This is a genomic window from Coprococcus comes ATCC 27758, from assembly GCF_025149785.1.
Taxonomy (GTDB): domain Bacteria; phylum Bacillota; class Clostridia; order Lachnospirales; family Lachnospiraceae; genus Allocoprococcus; species Allocoprococcus comes.
Genome location: NZ_CP102277.1, coordinates 3,152,026 through 3,168,508 on the forward strand (window position 1 = coordinate 3,152,026; position 16,483 = coordinate 3,168,508).

Below are 16,483 nucleotides of genomic sequence, written 5' to 3' on the forward strand. Positions count from 1 at the left end.
TTACAACATCACCTTATGATATTCACATCCCATCTTTTCCAGCATTTCCATCTCCCGCTTCTGACAGCTGAATATAATTACCTGCCGCTTACTGTCTTTCAGCCAGCGAAGGGTCTGCACAAGTCTACTGTCGTCATAATAGCCGAATGCATCATCTAGGATCACCGGACATTCTTCCTCGTGGAGAATTTTTGTTGCGGCCATCCGGATTGCAAAATAAATCTGTTCCAGCGTTCCACGGCTTACCTGATCCATGGATATCTTTTTCCCATTACTCATAAGCTGCACATGCAGATTTTCATCTACCCAGAGTCTGTTATATTTCCCATCTGTGATGGCATCCATGATTGCAGATACTTCTGTATTCATAAGATCGCTTGTCCGGCTCTGCATCTGTGCGGCAAGTCTGGTCAGCTGTTCCATAGCAAGTTCAACACCCTGCTTGTTTTTTAATCGCTCTATCTCTTCACTGTTCATTTCATCGAACTCGCCGACTCGTTCCTGCAGATTTTCATACAACACTTCTTTTTCATGATAGGTTTCCTGTACTTTTGCAAGCTTTCCTTTCTGCCTCTCATAATCTGCCTTGAGAGAAATACCCTGTTCTTTTATCTCCTGTAATCTGGCTTTCTTTTTCTTCTTTCCATCTTTCAGACAATTCCAGACATACAGCCCTTCAGCCAGTGCCACCACGATTGCCACAAGAAAATTCCACGGCTTATGAAAAAGCAGAAAAGTCACAAAAAATGCCCCCAGCATACTCACTGCCTCCAGTGGATGAATCCTCCACCCGGCAAAATATCCTGCTGCCTCTTCCCGTTTCTTCCGCTTTTTATCTTCATTTACCCAGCTTTCCCATTCTCTGCGTTTCTCTTCACAGCTTCTTTTCAGCTGTTCCGCTTCATTTTCTAACTGATGCAGATCCCGCCAGACATAGGATGCCTCCATCTCTGCCCGCTCTTTCTTTTCGCTGATCAGCTGCCTCTTTTCACGTTCTTCTTTTTCCAGCTCTTTCTTCCGCTCTTTTAAAAGGACAAGCGCCCCTTCGAGGTCAATCTCGCTGTTCCCGGTTGCATAATAATTTGCCGCATAATTCTTCAGCTCCGCCGCCAGTATTTCCCCGGTCTGTACCCGGAGCTGTCCTACCGAAACTGTATTTTCATAGTCACTTTCTGTCATACCACCTAACAGAATTTCCAGATCCCCATGCTCAAGTGACAATTCTTCTCCATCATCTTCACAGATCAGAGAGCCACCTTTCGCATACCGATCGAAATTTCGCTCCAGCAGGAATTTTCGACCGCCACAGGTAAACCGCAGGATTCCCGCATAAAAGTTTGGATTCTCCCAAGGCTCATAGGTACGGAATGTATCTGTTGCGGCAGCACGTCCGCGCTTTCTTTCCATTCCAAAAAGCATTCCTTTCAGAAAGGTATGCAGCGTTGTTTTTCCCGATTCGTTTTCTCCGTAAATAATATTGATCCCATCCGTAAGCAGGATCTGCTTATTCGTGAACCTACCGAAATTCTTCAGGATCAGTTCTGTTATCTTCATAATTTGCTCCCCTTTGCCTCCAGCATGGCCTGTACTCCCTCAGCCAATGCGATTGACTCCACACTGTCATCCTTTGCTTCTGCAAAACTTTCTATGTACCAGCCCAGAAGATTTCCTGTATTTTGTTTTTTCAACTTTTTATAATCATATGCCGGCTTTGTTTCATCCAGGATTTCGACAATATTTCCATAGGAATCCATCCGGTCGGTATCATAGATCATATCCGGATCCCGAAATCCCCGCAGAATGATTTTATAAATGTTCTGTATACCTCTTTCCCGTATGGCAAGGGAAATTTTTTCTTTCATTTCCCGTCCGGTCATCTCTCTTCCTGCTTCTACTTCCATATGCACATATTCTCTGGATGCAAAAGGAATAAATTCCGTCCGGGTTCTTCCATTTTTAATCTCCCCTTTGATATAACCATGCTTCCCGGTGTCATTTTTATCTGTAGGCTCTAGGGATCCTGCGTAATACATCCGGTCCTCTGCAAGCTCTGCCGGAAGATGAATGTGCCCAAGAGCAATATAATCATATCCCAGCTTCAGTAATTCGTTCTTTCGGAACGGGATATGCTTTTCATCGCCGCCATGGGCCAGAAGGATGGATGCGGATTCTCTTTTTTCCGGAAGGATTTTCTCATAAAGCGGTTCTGTGATTTCCCGTTCCTCATAGCTGAGTCCGTATATGCGGACCCCAAGCTCTTTAAATTCCATACAGGCAGGTTTCTGAGACAAAAACATGTGCACCGGTCCCTGCCATTTATAATTCCGGTAATAGGACGTACTTTTCAGGTAATCATGGTTGCCCGCCATCAGCACGACCTGTGTATGTGTCAGTCTGGAAAATAAATAATCCAGTTCCTTCAGCTCTCTTAAAAGCGGCTGTCTGTGAAACAGATCCCCTGCGATCAGAAGAAGATCTGTCTGTTCTTCTTCACAGATATTTAAAAGACGCTCAAAGCTATTCCACAGTTCTTCCGGCCGCTTTGCGGTGTAAGAACTTCCTGCGTCCGGCTCTGCCCCCAGATGAATGTCCGCTGTGTGTATGAATTTCATTACTTTCTACTCCTCCTTTAAGGGGAAGTGTCACGATAAAACGTGTCTTTCCCCCACTGCTCTCGGCAGTGATCTGTCCCTTGTGCAGCTCTACAATCTCTTTTGCAATGGCAAGCCCCAGTCCTGCTCCTCCGGTACTGCTGGATCTCGACGCATCCGCGCGATAAAATTTATCAAAGATCCTCTTCAGGCTCTCTTCCGGTATCGTATCTCCTTCATTTTCAAAACAGATTCTTACCTGGTTCTTCTCCTTGGCAGCCTGGATCAGAAGCACACTTTTCTCCCGGCAGTATGCTATGGCATTTCGCAGAATATTATCAAAAACCCTGGCAAGCTTATCCGGATCTCCCTCGATCAGGATCTCTTCCTCTGCTTCCACCTTGCAGGTCAGCATCTTCTCCTGAAGTACCCCATAGAGTTCGTCTGCAATCTGTTCCAGCATCATGGTCAGATCAATATCCACCTTATCCAGTTCAATATCCTGCAGATTCAGCTTTATACTTTCAAAAAACTCTTTCAAAAGATCCCCCAGTCGATTCGCCTTCTCCAGAGATATCTGCGTATATTTGGCGCGCTCCTCTGCCGGCATCTCTGGATGGGAGTCCAGCATACTCAGATACGCTACCACAGAAGTAAGCGGTGTTTTTAAATCATGTGCCAGAAAAAGCAGGACATCATTTTTCCTCTGCTCAAGCTTTTCTGCCTCTTCCTCCTGACTCCTTAATGTCTCTTTAATCTCATTGAGACGATCCTCGATTGGTTTTAACTCTGTAATCAGCCGGATTGGCTGGTCAGACGCAGAAATAATATTTTCAATCCCATCTTCTACCTGTTCCAGATAACGCGTCATTTTTGAAAGTGCCACATAAAAAAACAACGAAAATAAAAGTAAAAAACCGAGGATCATAAAGAACACTTTATTATTGCCGATCCACTGCCAATACAAAGATGTTGCGGTCTCTTCACTCACATGAAAAGCTTCCAATATTCGCAAAAAGCCATTGGCAAAGCTGTCATTATAAATACCATCGATAAAATACTCCAGAATAAATCTGCCAACCAGCACCGTCAGGGCCGTAATAAAAACCGTCTGAAGCAATATGCTCAGTTTTAATTTTCTGTAATTATTCTTCAATTTTGTATCCCACTCCCCAGACAGTCTTGATAAGATCTGATTTTCCAGTCGGTTTACTCAATTTCTCACGCAGATGCCGGATATGTACCATCACCGTATTGTTGCTGTTCTTCAGATACTCTTCATGCCAGACCTCTTCAAATAATCTTTGTGAGCTGATCACCTTTCCGCGATTCTCACAAAGAATCCACAGAATCTCAAATTCCGTCGGTGTCAGCGGAAGAGACTGCTCATTATAGATGCATTCATGGGATTCTTTATTTAACAAGAGTCCTGCAAAATCAATGATATTCTCAGAATCACTTTTCTTACCATCGTTGTACTGCGTGTATCTGCGCATCTGTGCTTTCACTCTCGCTACCAGCTCCAGCGGGTTGAATGGTTTCGGAATATAGTCGTCAGCCCCCATCGTAAGCCCGGTGATCTTGTCCCGGTACTCCGTCTTCGCGGTCAACATAATCACCGGAAATGTGTATTTCTCACGGATCTTTCTCAGAATCGTGAAACCGTCAATATCCGGCAGCATCACATCCAGGATCGCCAGATCCACATTTGTCTTCTCAATACATTCCAATGCTTCCTGCCCTGTGTAAAATTTCAAAACATGGTATTCATTTTGCAGATATAATTCTACGACATCCGCAATTTCTTTTTCATCATCTACAACTAAAATATTCATATTTCACTTTTCCTTTCCGTATATAGAAAGATTTGCGTATAAAACAGCAGACCGGAAAACACACCCTTTTGATGCAGTTCCCGGTCCCCTTTTTCTTCATTCTTCTTTTTTACAGTTCGCAGTTATTCACAGTTCTTGGGAACGGAATTACGTCACGAATGTTGGACATTCCTGTAAGATACATGATGCATCTCTCAAATCCAAGTCCGAATCCTGCATGTCTTGTAGATCCGTACTTTCTCAGATCCAGATAGAATCCGTAATCTTCTTCCTTAAGTCCAAGCTCTTTCATTCTTGCAACAAGCTTATCGTAGTCGTCCTCTCTCTGGCTTCCTCCGATGATCTCACCGATTCCAGGAACCAGACAGTCAACTGCTGCTACGGTCTTGTTATCATCATTCATCTTCATGTAAAAAGCTTTGATCTCCTTCGGATAATCGGTAACGAATACCGGACGTTTATAGATCTCTTCTGTCAGATAACGTTCATGCTCTGTCTGCAGATCTGCTCCCCATGATACTTTGTATTCAAATTTGTCATTGTGCTTTTCAAGGATTTCGATTGCTTCTGTGTAAGTAACTCTTGCGAAATCAGAATTTACAACGTTGTTCAGACGGTCGATCAGTCCTTTGTCTACGAAAGAATTGAAGAAATTCATCTCTTCCGGAGCGTTTTCCATCACGTAGCGGATAACATATTTCAGCATGTTTTCTGCAAGGATCATGTCATCTTCCAGATCTGCAAATGCGATTTCCGGCTCGATCATCCAGAACTCGGCGGCATGACGTGTGGTGTTGGAATTCTCCGCACGGAATGTCGGTCCGAATGTGTAAATGTTGCGGAATGCCTGTGCATAAGTTTCACCGTTCAGCTGTCCGCTTACGGTAAGGTTTGTCTCTTTTCCAAAGAAATCTTTGGAATAATCAACAGTTCCGTCTGCATTTTTCGGCACATTGTTCATATCCAGTGTTGTTACCTGGAACATTTCTCCTGCACCCTCGCAGTCACTTCCTGTGATCAGCGGTGTATGTACATATACGAATCCTCTTTCCTGGAAGAATTTGTGGATTGCGTAAGCAGTCAGTGAGCGTACTCTGAACACTGCCTGGAAAGTATTGGTTCTTGGACGAAGATGTGCAATACTTCTTAAATATTCAAAGCTGTGACGTTTTTTCTGAAGCGGATAATCCGGTGCAGAGGTACCTTCTACAACAACTTCTGTTGCCTGGATCTCAAATGGCTGCTTTGCCTGTGGTGTTGCGACAAGTGTTCCTTTTACAATGATTGCCGCACCAACATTCAGCTTGGAAATTTCGCCAAAGTTCTCCATATTATCATGATATACTACCTGAAGGTTTTCAAAGAAAGATCCATCATTTACAACGATAAATCCAAATGTCTTAGAATCACGGATACTGCGCACCCATCCCCCGATGGTCACTTCTTTATCCAGATATTCCTCTCTGTTTCTGTATAATTCTCTTACTGTTACCAAATCCATCTGTTCTGTTCCTCCGTATTACTCTCTTATATATTTCACATAACCCCAATGAGCCTTGTAAACATTGCCGACAGCTTCTGCTGCCATTTTCTACTTTTGCAATATGTCCAGTATACCATTAAACTACCGCAGTTGCAACGATGTAAAAAGAATCTGATTATATTTGAAAGTACTTTCGCAATGATTTTTTTATTGTACTCTAATCAATATTCCTTAATCGATAGTTCATTTTTCCTTAAGAAATTTTCTTTTTCTTTTATGATATAGACATATTTTGAACACAATTTATCTGTATACTAAGAGTCAGATAGTTGATAAACAACTATCTCCCCCCTCATAAAGTAAGCGCAATCGGGTTACCCCGATTGCCGCACTTTACTCTCATTCCTTTAGAAATTAAATAAAAGCACAAGAAAACCCGCTGGTCGAAAGATCAGCGGGTTTTCTCGTTACTGTTTATGAAACACAAAATATCAGGGAGCTGCAAAACAGCTCCCTAAATCACATACGATTATTCTTCTACATCCTGCACATCATAATACTTGATCAGCGCCTGTGTCCCAAGATCTCCAAGCCCTTCCTGTGCCAACTCTTCATAATTTGACAGTACCAGACTCAGCACCTCAAGACTCAGTCCGCTCATATTTGCCTCAGTCAGCGCAAGCTTCATATCCTTGATGAAATGCTTCATAAAGAATCCCGGTGCATAATCTCCGGCAATGATCTTTGGTCCGAAAGCATCCAACTGTTTGCTTCCTGCTGCCCCGGTAGAGACCGAATCAAAAAGGACATTCAGATCCAGTCCTTTGGCCTGCGCATAGGAAAAGGCCTCACATACACCACTTAAGGCACCGGCGATCATAATCTGATTAGCAAGCTTTGCATGCTGTCCACATCCGGCTTTTCCCTGATAATTGATGTTTGTTCCCATTGCTTTGAAAAGCTCCATACAAGCTTCATAATCTTCTTTCTCGCCGCCGACAAGGATGGATAATGTAGCGTTTTTTGCTCCGGTATCCCCACCTGTTACAGGCGCATCCAGCACATGGAATCCTTTTTCTGTGCCCTCTTTTGAAATCTTTTCTGCAAGCATCGGGCTTGTAGTTGTCATATCGATCAGATAGGTTCCCGGATCTGCATTTTCCAGAATACCGCCTTCATCGAAGTAAACCTCTTCCACATCTCTCGGAAAACCAACGATGGTGATCACTGCATCACATCCGGGTACACATTCTTTGATAGATTCATGGAAAATTGCACCCTCGCTGATCACATCATCGACTTTCGCTTTTGTTCTTGCGTAAATATGCAGTTCATATCCTGTTTTCATAAGGTTGCGCACCATGGATTTTCCCATGATGCCAACACCGATAAATCCAATTTTTTTCATAGTGAACTCCTCTACTTTGGACTTACAATCTTTCCTGCCACCGCGCAGCTTGCCGCTGTTTTCGGAGATGCCAGATAAATCTCGACCTTAGAAGTTCCCATACGTCCAAGGAAGTTACGGTTGTTGGTTGCAACCACACGTTCTCCGTCTGACAGAATTCCTCCGGTACGTCCACAACAAAGTCCGCAACCCGGATGGGTAATGATCGCACCTGCCTCAGATAAAGTCGTAAGGATTCCCATATCTGCTGCCTGTTTGTAGATCTTACGGCTCGCCGGAGTCACGATCAGTTTTACAAAATCCGCAACTTTTTTGCCCTTTAACACTTCTGCTGCTGCCTGAAGATCCTCCAGACGTCCGTTTGTGCAAGAGCCGATAAATACCTGATCGATCTCGGTTCCTTCTACCTCGGATACATTTCTGATTTTGTCAACCTGTGACGGAAGGGCCATAACCGGTACAAAGTCCTCTGCTTTATAAGTGATCGTTCTCATATAAGTTGCATCCGGATCACCAACCAGACTCTTCTGATAATCATTTAATTCAATATTGCAATACTCGGCAGTTTTCTCATCCGGTGTGAAAAGTGCGCATTTTGCTCCTGCTTCGATTGCCATGTTTGCCATTGTCATACGGCTTGCAACTGTCATATTTTCAATGGTGTTTCCGGCAAATTCAAGTGCTCTGTAAGTCGCACCGTCTGCTCTCAAATCACCGATCAGTCGTAAGATGATATCCTTTGACATGACATTTTCCGGAAGTTCACCATCGATTACAACTTTGATCGTCTCCGGCACCTTGATCCACATCGTTCCGGTTCCAAGGATACTTGCCATCTCGGTATAACCGATACCGGATGAAAATGCTCCAACACAACCATAAGTTGTGGTATGGCTGTCGGTTCCGAATGCGATATCACCCGGTTTAACATAGCCAGCCTCTGTCATCAGCTGATGGCAGATTCCGTCACTTCTGTGTACATGTGTAAGTCCGTATTTATCTGCAAATGCATCTCCGGTACGAAAATGTCTGGTATCATCCTGCTGACTTGCCGGAACCAGATGATCATAGATCAGAACAACCTTGTCCGGATCATGCAGTTTCGTAAATCCCATTTCTTCAAATTTTTCTGCCACAAAGGGGATGAAAATATCATGGATCATCACGCGGTCAACGTTAACCGTCACAATGTCTCCCGGCTTTACGGCTTTCCCTATATTGTGTCTGATAATTTTTTCAATAATCGTCTCGCCCATTTTCTTCTCCTTTCCGGTTAATCCAGTCCATTCAGCTTGCGCATGGCTTTTACCAGACCGCCAGCCTGAATAATGCTCATCAGATTCTCCGGCAGAGAAGCAATCGGATATTCCTTACCATTATAATCCACATGCTCATTCATCACTACCGTGATCTCGTCGCCCTCTTTCATATCATCATAAAGATCCGGCTGTTCAATCAGAAGAAGTCCGTTGTTGATCGAATTACGGAAAAAGATCCTTGCAAATGATTTGGCGATCACACACTGCACACCCATTGCCTTGATGATCTCCGGTGCCTGTTCTCTTGACGAACCGCAACCAAAGTTCTTTCCTGCTACAATGATATCCCCCTTCTGGATCTGTCCGGCAAGTTCCGGACGAAGAGGAGAAAAGCCATACTGCTTCATATCATCGATTGTCTTGAGTGCAAGGTATTCAGTTGGAATGATGATATCGGTATCAATGTCATCTCCAAGAACCCATACACGTCCTGTAAATTTATCCATCTTATGTCACCTCGTCAAACGTAATTTCGTCTCTTACACATCACTTGCCAGTGCAATTTCTCCGGCAATGGCAGATGCTGTAACGGTTGCAGCCGATCCAAGATATACCTTGGAACTCGGATGTCCTGCACGTCCCTTAAAGTTGCGGGTTCCTGTACTGATCAGGACTTCATTTTCACCGATTACGCCCTGGCAGCTTCCCCAGCATACACTACAGTTCGGGTTCATCACGATCGCACCTGCATCCATGAAGATGTCGATCAGTCCTTCTTCCAGAGCCTGTCTGTAAATAGTCTGACTTGCCGGAACAACAAGGAATCTTACTTTTTCAGATACTTTCTTTCCTTTGATAACCTGTGCGCCTACACGGAGATCTTCGATACGTCCGTTGTTGCAGGATCCAAGGAATGCCTCATCAATCTTGATACCGCGCACGTCTTTTGCCGGCGCAAGATTGTCTACAAAATCCGGTTTTGCAACAACCGGCTCTACCTTGGATAAGTCAAATGTATATTCTCTTACATAATGCGCATCCGGATCGCTGTGATATACAGCCTTTGGCTCGCGTCCATGCTCTTTTAAATATTCCATTGCCACATCATCAACTTCAAAAATACCGGTCTTAGCTCCGGCTTCTACTGCCATATTGCAAAGTGCGATACGGTCACTGATTGTCAGAGTCTTCGCGCCCTCTCCGGTAAATTCCATCACCTGATAGTTACATCCGTTGGCTCCGACTTCACCGATGATGGTGAGAATCAGATCTCTCGCATATACACCTTCCGGCAGCTTTCCAACCAGGTTGAACTTCACAGTCTCCGGTACCATTACCCAGGAAGTTCCTGTTACCATACCGTAAAGGAAGTCTGTACATCCAACACCGGTTCCGAATGCACCAAGTGCACCGTAAGAACAGGTATGGCTGTCTGCACCAAAGATCAGTTCTCCCGGACGAACATAATTTTCCATCATAATCTGGTGGCATACACCTTTCCCTTCCCAGAAATCAATGTGGTTTGCCTTTGCAAAATCACGCATCTTCTTCTGGGATGCGGCTGTCTTTGGACAGTCAGACGGTACGTTATGATCTACGATAAATACCAGCTTGTCTGTATCTGCAATATGTGGATTTTTTAATTTATTATTATACATATCAACGGTAAGATGTGTAGTTCCGTCATTACTCATCAGACGATCCAGTTCTACTGTATGGATGTCACCCGGCTTTACGCTTTCCACACCGGCTGCCGCTGCAATGATCTTTTCAGCAATTGTCATTCCCATCGTCTATTCCTCCTCACGGTTCAGAGACGCAATAAGTCCGCCCTGATTCAAAATATTCTGCATATATTCCGGCAGTTTTGTGCAGGAATAAACCTTTCCATTTGCCTCAGCGGTTCCTTCCAACATATGAAGCTCCATCTGATCTCCGGTCTTTACTTCATCCGGAAGGTCTTTACAGACAATAGCAGGAAGTCCGATATTGATAGCATTTCTATAAAAAATTCTTGCAAATGATTTTGCGATAACAGCTTTTACACCTAACGCTTTTAACACACCCGGAGCCTGCTCTCTGGAAGATCCACATCCAAAGTTCTCTCCTCCGACCACGAAATCTCCCGGTTTTACCTTCTGTGCAAAATCCGGATCCAGAGATTCAAATGCGTGGCTCTTCATCTCCTCAAGATTCGGCAGCAACAGATACTGGGATGCGATGATCTGGTCTGTATCCAGATCGTTATGAAATTTAAAAATAGTCCCTTTTTCCATAAAGCATATTCCTTTCTGTATACACATGATTCCTTTATTTTAAGGCTTTTCCGGCATTTCCGCAAGGGAATATTTTAACAGGCTAACGTTGTACTTTATTCAATTCCTATTTTTCATAGGTTCCCTTGCAAATGATTTTTTCTTTTTGCATAAAGATTTTTCCACCTGCAATATAACTGTCAAGCTTCAGGTCATTGTCCCACAAAAGCAGATCTGCATCGGCTCCTTTTTGTATTGTCCCTTTCCTACCCTGCAATCCCAGTGCCTCCGCTACATGTGATGTCATATATGGAAGTGCATCTTCCAGCTTCATATCAAGCTCATGTACCATATACAGAAGTTCTTCCCGCAGCGCATCTACTGAGGAAACACCGATTTCCAACAGGCTTCCGTCTTCTCTGTATTTTGACCAGCTTCCGTGTCCATCGGAGCTGATGGTAATATGCTCTGTCGGGATTCCCTTTTCTTTTGCTTCTAAAATGCATCCGCCCGGACAAAAGTCCTCACTGATGCCACAGGTGAGATCGATGTATCCACCCTTTTCAAGCAACTGATAGCCCTCTTCCAGAAGACCTTTTCTGCGGTTCACATGAGTCGGACGGAAAATCTTGATCGGAATCATACTCTTTTCCAAAGCTTCAAACACCGGCGACAATCCAGCATCTGCATCTCCCATATGCAGCACCACGATTCCAGGTTTTCCGCTTAACATACCTGCCGTTCTGGTCTTGCTCGCAAGTTGGATCAGTTCACTTTCCGTCACATTCGGTGCCCGATGATCTGAAATGGCAAGTTTCACGCCAAGTACTTTTTCAACAAACATAATATCCCGATCTACCTCCCCGGTAATAGTCGGACTTGGATATCCATATGCACCGGTAAGCATATACGCACTTACCCCTTCTTCGCATAAAGCCTGTACTTTTGCGTAAAGATTTTCAACACTCCTTGTAAGTCCGTCCGTTCCAAGAAGTCCTACAACCGTTGTAATTCCGCCTTTTACCAGTTCTGACAGCTGAAGTTCCGGTGTACGGGTATGAAAGCTTCCTTCCCCACCGCCTCCGGTAACATGAACATGCTGATCAATAAACCCCGGTGTAAGAATTCTTTCCTCTGCATCAATAACTTCACATGCGATCGGAAAATCCTCGATCTTATCTTCAATACATTCAATTTTTCCCCCACATACTAAAAGATCCTTTTTTCCAACATACTCCGGTGCATAAACTTTTGCATTTTTAATAAGTAACATTTTCTTTTCTCCTCTTTATGACATTCTTTTATTTTCATACATTAATTTGTCTGCCTGATGAATTGCATCCGCAATCGGATGTCCCCATGTGTATCTACTATCTCCCTTCTCTCTTAATTTTATCTTTCTATATTATCCTGCTTCTTCAGCAATTCCAAAAGCTCTTTTTCAGGAAGCGGTTTGGAAAAATAATAGCCCTGAATCATCTCGACTCCCCAGCTGCTGATCTTTTCCATTTCTTCCTGTGTTTCCACCCCTTCGGAAACAATATGATAATTCATTTTATGAAATGTTTCTACAACACTTTCATAGAAAATTGCCCGTTTCTCATCCCTGCAGATATCAAAAAGCAGAGATCTGTCAACCTTGATCACAGAAAACGGAAGCCTCATTACCGTATTCAGATTCGCATATCCGGAACCAAAATCATCCAGACACAAACCAATGCCAGCGTCCGTAAATTCCTCCGCAACTCTTCTTAGACCCGCATTGCATTCAGTCGCAACCGTTTCCGTGATTTCAAACTGTATCCAGTTATGTGGAATCTTATAAGCATCCATAATCCGGATAAAATGTCTGCTACAGTCATTTCTCATCAGATCCAGAGAAGACAGGTTCACTTTTACATTCAGAAGATGCCTCATCAGGTATCGGTTTTCTCCTAAAAATCTGCAGACACGACTAAACTGTAGATCTGTGATCTGTTCGATCATATGATTTTTTTCTGCAATCTGAATAAATACATCTGGAGCGATCCAGCCAAGCTCCGGATGCTGAAGGCGACTTAGCGCTTCCAGTGTGATAAAGCATTTTTTCCGTGTAGAGTAAACCGGCTGATAGTATATCTCGAACAGATCCTCTGTAATCGCCTTATGCAAATACTGTTCTACCCGTTTATTATAAAGGAAACCATTCATCGTCTGATAATCATCCTGTATCACCTCTGTCAGACCATTTTTCGCAGATAAGGCTTCCAGATATTCAGCATATTCTAGAATAAGCCCGCTGTCTCCGAGTTTCTGCGCATTCATGATCCCGCTTATGATCACAGGCATCGTAATAATTTTATTGTTGACATTCAGCTTACTGTTTCCATTAAACATTCTCTTCAGCTGCGTAAGATAATATTCATATTCTTCAAGTGAACCGGTGAGTATCATAAAACTCTTTCCCGTTGTACGAAATGCTTTTTTCCCGCACATCTCACCAAGTTTTCTTGCTGTCAGCTTTAAGATTGAATTACCGCCCTGTACCCCTGCGATTTTATTAATGTGCTTCAATTGATAAAGATACACCGTAATAATGTGAAATGATTTTCCCGCACTGATCAGCTCATTGCTTTTCCTGACCAGATACAGATGATTGTATAATCCGGTAAGTGTATCGATATTTGCATGAGGATTGTTGATCGTAATAAATAGTACCAGAATTCCCAGACTCATACCAAACCCTGTTGTAAGAAGCGGATGATATAAAAGCTGGATCACCACTCCCGCACCGGATATCAACAGGATTTCCAGCAGACTCTTCACTTTTTGATAGCCCAGTTTTTTCCGCCATATGACAATAAGGATCAAGGCTGCTGCCATATGACAAAGTGCACTGTAATACATCAGCATATACCATGGACCTTTCATATAGCCTGCCGGTATATCAAAATAAAACAGCTTTTCCGTGAACGGGTTTGTCAGAATCATCCCCATCAGAATGAATGTCGGCACACCTGATAAAAACATCTTTTTTGCCGAAATGATCTTATTATCATGTAATGTCTGAATATAACAGATCACCGTAAACGGCAGCAATGCCTGAAGCAGATAAAAGATCGTTGTTGCAAGCATTGCAGCAATTTCACAATTACTATTTGGAAAAGAAATATAATAATTACTGGCAAGTTCCGCAACCACATCTAAAATACCGATGACGGCAAAGAAAAGGAATACCTGATTATTCAGATCCTCTGCTCTTTTCTGTCCCAGAAAATACCATAAAACCAGCAACAATATAACCATTGCCGCAATAAGAAAATCTATATTATAAGTCATATTTATCCTCCGCCGGTTTTTATTTATTTGAACAAAGCATATCGTCTGCCTGCTGTTCCAGAACACTCCTTTCTGCACTCTGGATGCTTCTTGCCGTTCGGATAACCGTTTCATCACCCATCTGTCTTCCAGACATATCATTAATCTTCTTCAGTTCTGCAATTTTCACAAACAACAATAATACATTTTCAAGTAAAATCGCACCCTCCTGGATCTCTTCAAGATACATCTCAAATGATTTCCGGTTTTTCATATCTGTCATCCGGTCTTCCAAGGACATTCTCCTATAAACCTCCTGTTCCAGGCAAAACTGAATGTTGTTGGATACTTTACAAAGCAATCCACAAAACAAAACAGCAATATAAAGAAGAATGCCAAACTGGAAAATAGATTCATACCAGTAAATGGATAATACCCAGTACAGTACCAGTGCGATTACACCGCTTATCCCTAATACACCAAATGCCTTTAGACAGAGATTTACTTCCTTCTCCTGCGTTTTACGATACTCTTTCCACAAAAGAAGAATCATAGACACAACCCCCGTAAATAATAAAAGATGTGTGATAAATAACATGTCTATAAAAGGAATCCTAAACAGAAAATACAAGAATCCCTGTAAAACAGCATTTGCATAAAGAAGAAAAATCCAGACCTGCGGTATCCATCTTACACTTTCACTCACTGTATTTTGTACAAATAACAGCATGGGAACAGGCATCGTCATAAATGCATAAAAGGATATCAGTGTTCCTGCTGCGTTCTGACTTCCATACATCTGATAAATTCCTGAATCAAAAATGCACCACAGACTGCATAGAATCAAAAACAGTGCTACATTTAAAAATCTCTTTTCTACAATTTGTCTGTGTCTGGTATATAAAAAGACAATTACCGAGACGATACCGAGACCAGTCATTCCCAAAATCATCAGTATCGAAAAAATTGATTCTAGCAGATGCTGCCTAAAAAGAAAACAAAACTCTCCGATCATCGGGGCATACACATATAGTCTGGCATTCTTTTTAGTTTCATAGCTGATTGATAACACTTCCTGCCCGATTTTCTCCGGCAAAGAAATATCTGCCCATATTTTCCCTTTCATCTGCCTGTTTTTTTCAAATCTGTTATCCTTATATTGGTAGAGAAGCCGGTCTCCTATGCAGACTTCCAACTGATCCTGTATTCCTTGGATCGACAAGATTTTTCCCTTATCAGCCTCTGATAACATATCATTGTAAAGAATGATCTGCCCATCTTTATCCGCTGTAACAAAACACGGCAATTTGAGCTCCGTCTTTTTCCCATCCTTCAGCTGATACCATCCATTGCTGAAGGTGTACAACTCGCCCCTTTCCGACTCCGTACCCGGCTGATACAGTATTCTGACAAAAATAAGCAACAATGTCACAATGAGCATAATGCAGAATGCTTCAATTTTTTTCCATTTCTTTCCTTTTTTCATTTCCCTCATCTCCTATGCATTCTGCCGGAAGCTTTTCTACATAGAAAATGTAATTTCCTATGAAACAAAAAAGTCACCTGCGTTATACAGGTGACTAAAATTTAAGCCGAATAGCTTTTTTCACTTACTCTATTAACCTATCCGCATCTTCTTATTGCAACCGGCTGACATAGCGTACTGCCTTAGTCCCTTTGGCTTTGCGTCACAGTTTTTCAACAGCTTTGCCCCTATAAACATAATTCAAGTATAGCATATTCAAGATGACGAAACAATATTTTAATTATTATAATAATCTATAGTTTTACACATAATCCATAACAAGAAACTCCGGATACTTTCTGATATATTCTTCCATCTGCTCAATTGCTCCCGAAAGCTGATTTTCAATATATTTTCTGTTATTTTTTGATGTAGGAAGCACATTCTTCACATACCGCATTTTTATATATGGTATATTATATTTGTATACCAAAAAATCTGAAAACAATTGTTTCCAGATTTCTCCTAGAGGCGCCAACCAGATTTGAACTGGTGATAGAGGTGTTGCAGACCTTTGCCTTACCACTTGGCTATGGCGCCAGATGACTCCGACGGGAATCGAACCCGTGTTACCGCCGTGAAAGGGCGATGTCTTAACCGCTTGACCACGGAGCCGGATATTGATTTTTTCAAAATTAAAATCTGCAAGTAATTGGCTGACAGATTTTAGAACTCCCCGAGTTGGGTTCGAACCAACGACCCTTCGGTTAACAGCCGAATGCTCTACCGCTGAGCTATCGAGGACTACTTTTATTATTATAAACACTTTACATATATTTTGCAAGTGCTTTTTTCATTTTTTATGTACTCTGAAAACCACATACAAATTT

Annotated in this window: 13 protein-coding genes, 3 tRNA genes and 1 riboswitch; all 16 genes read right to left on the bottom strand. The window is 42.5% G+C overall.

The genetic code is table 11. The annotated features are described in order from the left end of the window. The 16 genes from NQ556_RS15405 to NQ556_RS15480 all read right to left on the bottom strand — a co-directional run bounded on the left by NQ556_RS15405 (position 1) and on the right by NQ556_RS15480 (position 16,397). The gene (locus NQ556_RS15405; protein ID WP_008371685.1) at positions 1-1,554 is read right to left on the bottom strand and encodes an ATP-binding protein; all 1,554 of its coding nucleotides are present in this window, start codon (positions 1,552-1,554) and stop codon (positions 1-3) included. Further along, positions 1,551-2,612 (bottom strand): metallophosphoesterase family protein, encoded by a 1,062-nt coding sequence (locus NQ556_RS15410; protein WP_044998912.1) that lies wholly within the window; start codon positions 2,610-2,612, stop codon positions 1,551-1,553. Before NQ556_RS15410 ends, NQ556_RS15405 begins: the two co-directional genes overlap by 4 nt. Then, entirely contained in the window at positions 2,518-3,747 is a 1,230-nt protein-coding gene (locus tag NQ556_RS15415; RefSeq protein WP_204575710.1) for a sensor histidine kinase, read from the bottom strand. The genes NQ556_RS15410 and NQ556_RS15415 overlap by 95 nt, the downstream gene beginning before the upstream one ends. After that, a complete protein-coding gene (gene vanR, locus NQ556_RS15420; RefSeq protein WP_008371692.1) occupies positions 3,737-4,426 on the bottom strand; it encodes a VanR-ABDEGLN family response regulator transcription factor in 690 nt (229 codons plus the stop codon). The genes NQ556_RS15415 and vanR overlap by 11 nt, the downstream gene beginning before the upstream one ends. A gap of 109 nt (positions 4,427-4,535) precedes the next feature. Beyond that, complete coding sequence (asnS, locus tag NQ556_RS15425) at positions 4,536-5,927, bottom strand: asparagine--tRNA ligase (protein ID WP_008371696.1); 1,392 nt, start codon at positions 5,925-5,927, stop codon at positions 4,536-4,538. Between the two features lie 511 nt (positions 5,928-6,438). Then, positions 6,439-7,317, bottom strand: a complete 879-nt coding sequence (locus NQ556_RS15430) for an NAD(P)-dependent oxidoreductase (protein WP_022220458.1) — start codon at positions 7,315-7,317, stop codon at positions 6,439-6,441. An 11-nt stretch (positions 7,318-7,328) separates the two neighbouring features. After that, entirely contained in the window at positions 7,329-8,573 is a 1,245-nt protein-coding gene (locus NQ556_RS15435; RefSeq protein WP_008371703.1) for a 3-isopropylmalate dehydratase large subunit, read from the bottom strand. Positions 8,574-8,590: 17 nt separating this feature from the next. Next, on the bottom strand, positions 8,591-9,082 hold the full coding sequence (locus NQ556_RS15440) for a LeuD/DmdB family oxidoreductase small subunit (RefSeq protein ID WP_008371705.1): 492 nt from the start codon (positions 9,080-9,082) through the stop codon (positions 8,591-8,593). Positions 9,083-9,115: 33 nt separating this feature from the next. After that, a complete protein-coding gene (locus NQ556_RS15445; protein WP_204575712.1) occupies positions 9,116-10,366 on the bottom strand; it encodes a 3-isopropylmalate dehydratase large subunit in 1,251 nt (416 codons plus the stop codon). Positions 10,367-10,369: 3 nt separating this feature from the next. After that, positions 10,370-10,852, bottom strand: a complete 483-nt coding sequence (locus NQ556_RS15450; protein ID WP_044998914.1) for a LeuD/DmdB family oxidoreductase small subunit — start codon at positions 10,850-10,852, stop codon at positions 10,370-10,372. Positions 10,853-10,958: 106 nt separating this feature from the next. After that, positions 10,959-12,104, bottom strand: coding sequence for a beta-aspartyl-peptidase (gene iadA / locus NQ556_RS15455; RefSeq protein ID WP_008371710.1), 1,146 nt, complete (start codon positions 12,102-12,104; stop codon positions 10,959-10,961). Positions 12,105-12,223: 119 nt separating this feature from the next. Beyond that, positions 12,224-14,149, bottom strand: coding sequence for a GGDEF domain-containing protein (locus NQ556_RS15460; RefSeq protein WP_008371712.1), 1,926 nt, complete (start codon positions 14,147-14,149; stop codon positions 12,224-12,226). A gap of 19 nt (positions 14,150-14,168) precedes the next feature. Then, a complete protein-coding gene (locus NQ556_RS15465) occupies positions 14,169-15,614 on the bottom strand; it encodes a sensor domain-containing diguanylate cyclase (RefSeq protein WP_204575721.1) in 1,446 nt (481 codons plus the stop codon). A 152-nt stretch (positions 15,615-15,766) separates the two neighbouring features. Continuing rightward, positions 15,767-15,850, bottom strand: a riboswitch (cyclic di-GMP riboswitch). A gap of 272 nt (positions 15,851-16,122) precedes the next feature. Next, positions 16,123-16,193, bottom strand: a tRNA-Cys gene (locus NQ556_RS15470). 3 nt (positions 16,194-16,196) lie between these two features. Then, positions 16,197-16,268: transfer RNA gene (locus tag NQ556_RS15475), tRNA-Glu, on the bottom strand. A gap of 57 nt (positions 16,269-16,325) precedes the next feature. Beyond that, positions 16,326-16,397: transfer RNA gene (locus tag NQ556_RS15480), tRNA-Asn, on the bottom strand. Positions 16,398-16,483: the final 86 nt, after the last annotated feature.

Bases quoted from the DNA above. Each gene is read 5' to 3' on its own strand.
- NQ556_RS15460 (WP_008371712.1), bottom strand. From the start codon at position 14,149: ATGACTTATAATATAGATTTTCTTATTGCGGCAATGGTTATATTGTTG.
- vanR (WP_008371692.1), bottom strand. From the start codon at position 4,426: ATGAATATTTTAGTTGTAGATGATGAAAAAGAAATTGCGGATGTCGTA.
- asnS (WP_008371696.1), bottom strand. From the start codon at position 5,927: ATGGATTTGGTAACAGTAAGAGAATTATACAGAAACAGAGAGGAATAT.
- NQ556_RS15445 (WP_204575712.1), bottom strand. From the start codon at position 10,366: ATGGGAATGACAATTGCTGAAAAGATCATTGCAGCGGCAGCCGGTGTG.
- iadA (WP_008371710.1), bottom strand. From the start codon at position 12,104: ATGTTACTTATTAAAAATGCAAAAGTTTATGCACCGGAGTATGTTGGA.
- NQ556_RS15440 (WP_008371705.1), bottom strand. From the start codon at position 9,082: ATGGATAAATTTACAGGACGTGTATGGGTTCTTGGAGATGACATTGAT.
- NQ556_RS15465 (WP_204575721.1), bottom strand. From the start codon at position 15,614: ATGAAAAAAGGAAAGAAATGGAAAAAAATTGAAGCATTCTGCATTATG.
- NQ556_RS15410 (WP_044998912.1), bottom strand. From the start codon at position 2,612: ATGAAATTCATACACACAGCGGACATTCATCTGGGGGCAGAGCCGGAC.
- NQ556_RS15405 (WP_008371685.1), bottom strand. From the start codon at position 1,554: ATGAAGATAACAGAACTGATCCTGAAGAATTTCGGTAGGTTCACGAAT.
- NQ556_RS15435 (WP_008371703.1), bottom strand. From the start codon at position 8,573: ATGGGCGAGACGATTATTGAAAAAATTATCAGACACAATATAGGGAAA.
- NQ556_RS15450 (WP_044998914.1), bottom strand. From the start codon at position 10,852: ATGGAAAAAGGGACTATTTTTAAATTTCATAACGATCTGGATACAGAC.
- NQ556_RS15430 (WP_022220458.1), bottom strand. From the start codon at position 7,317: ATGAAAAAAATTGGATTTATCGGTGTTGGCATCATGGGAAAATCCATG.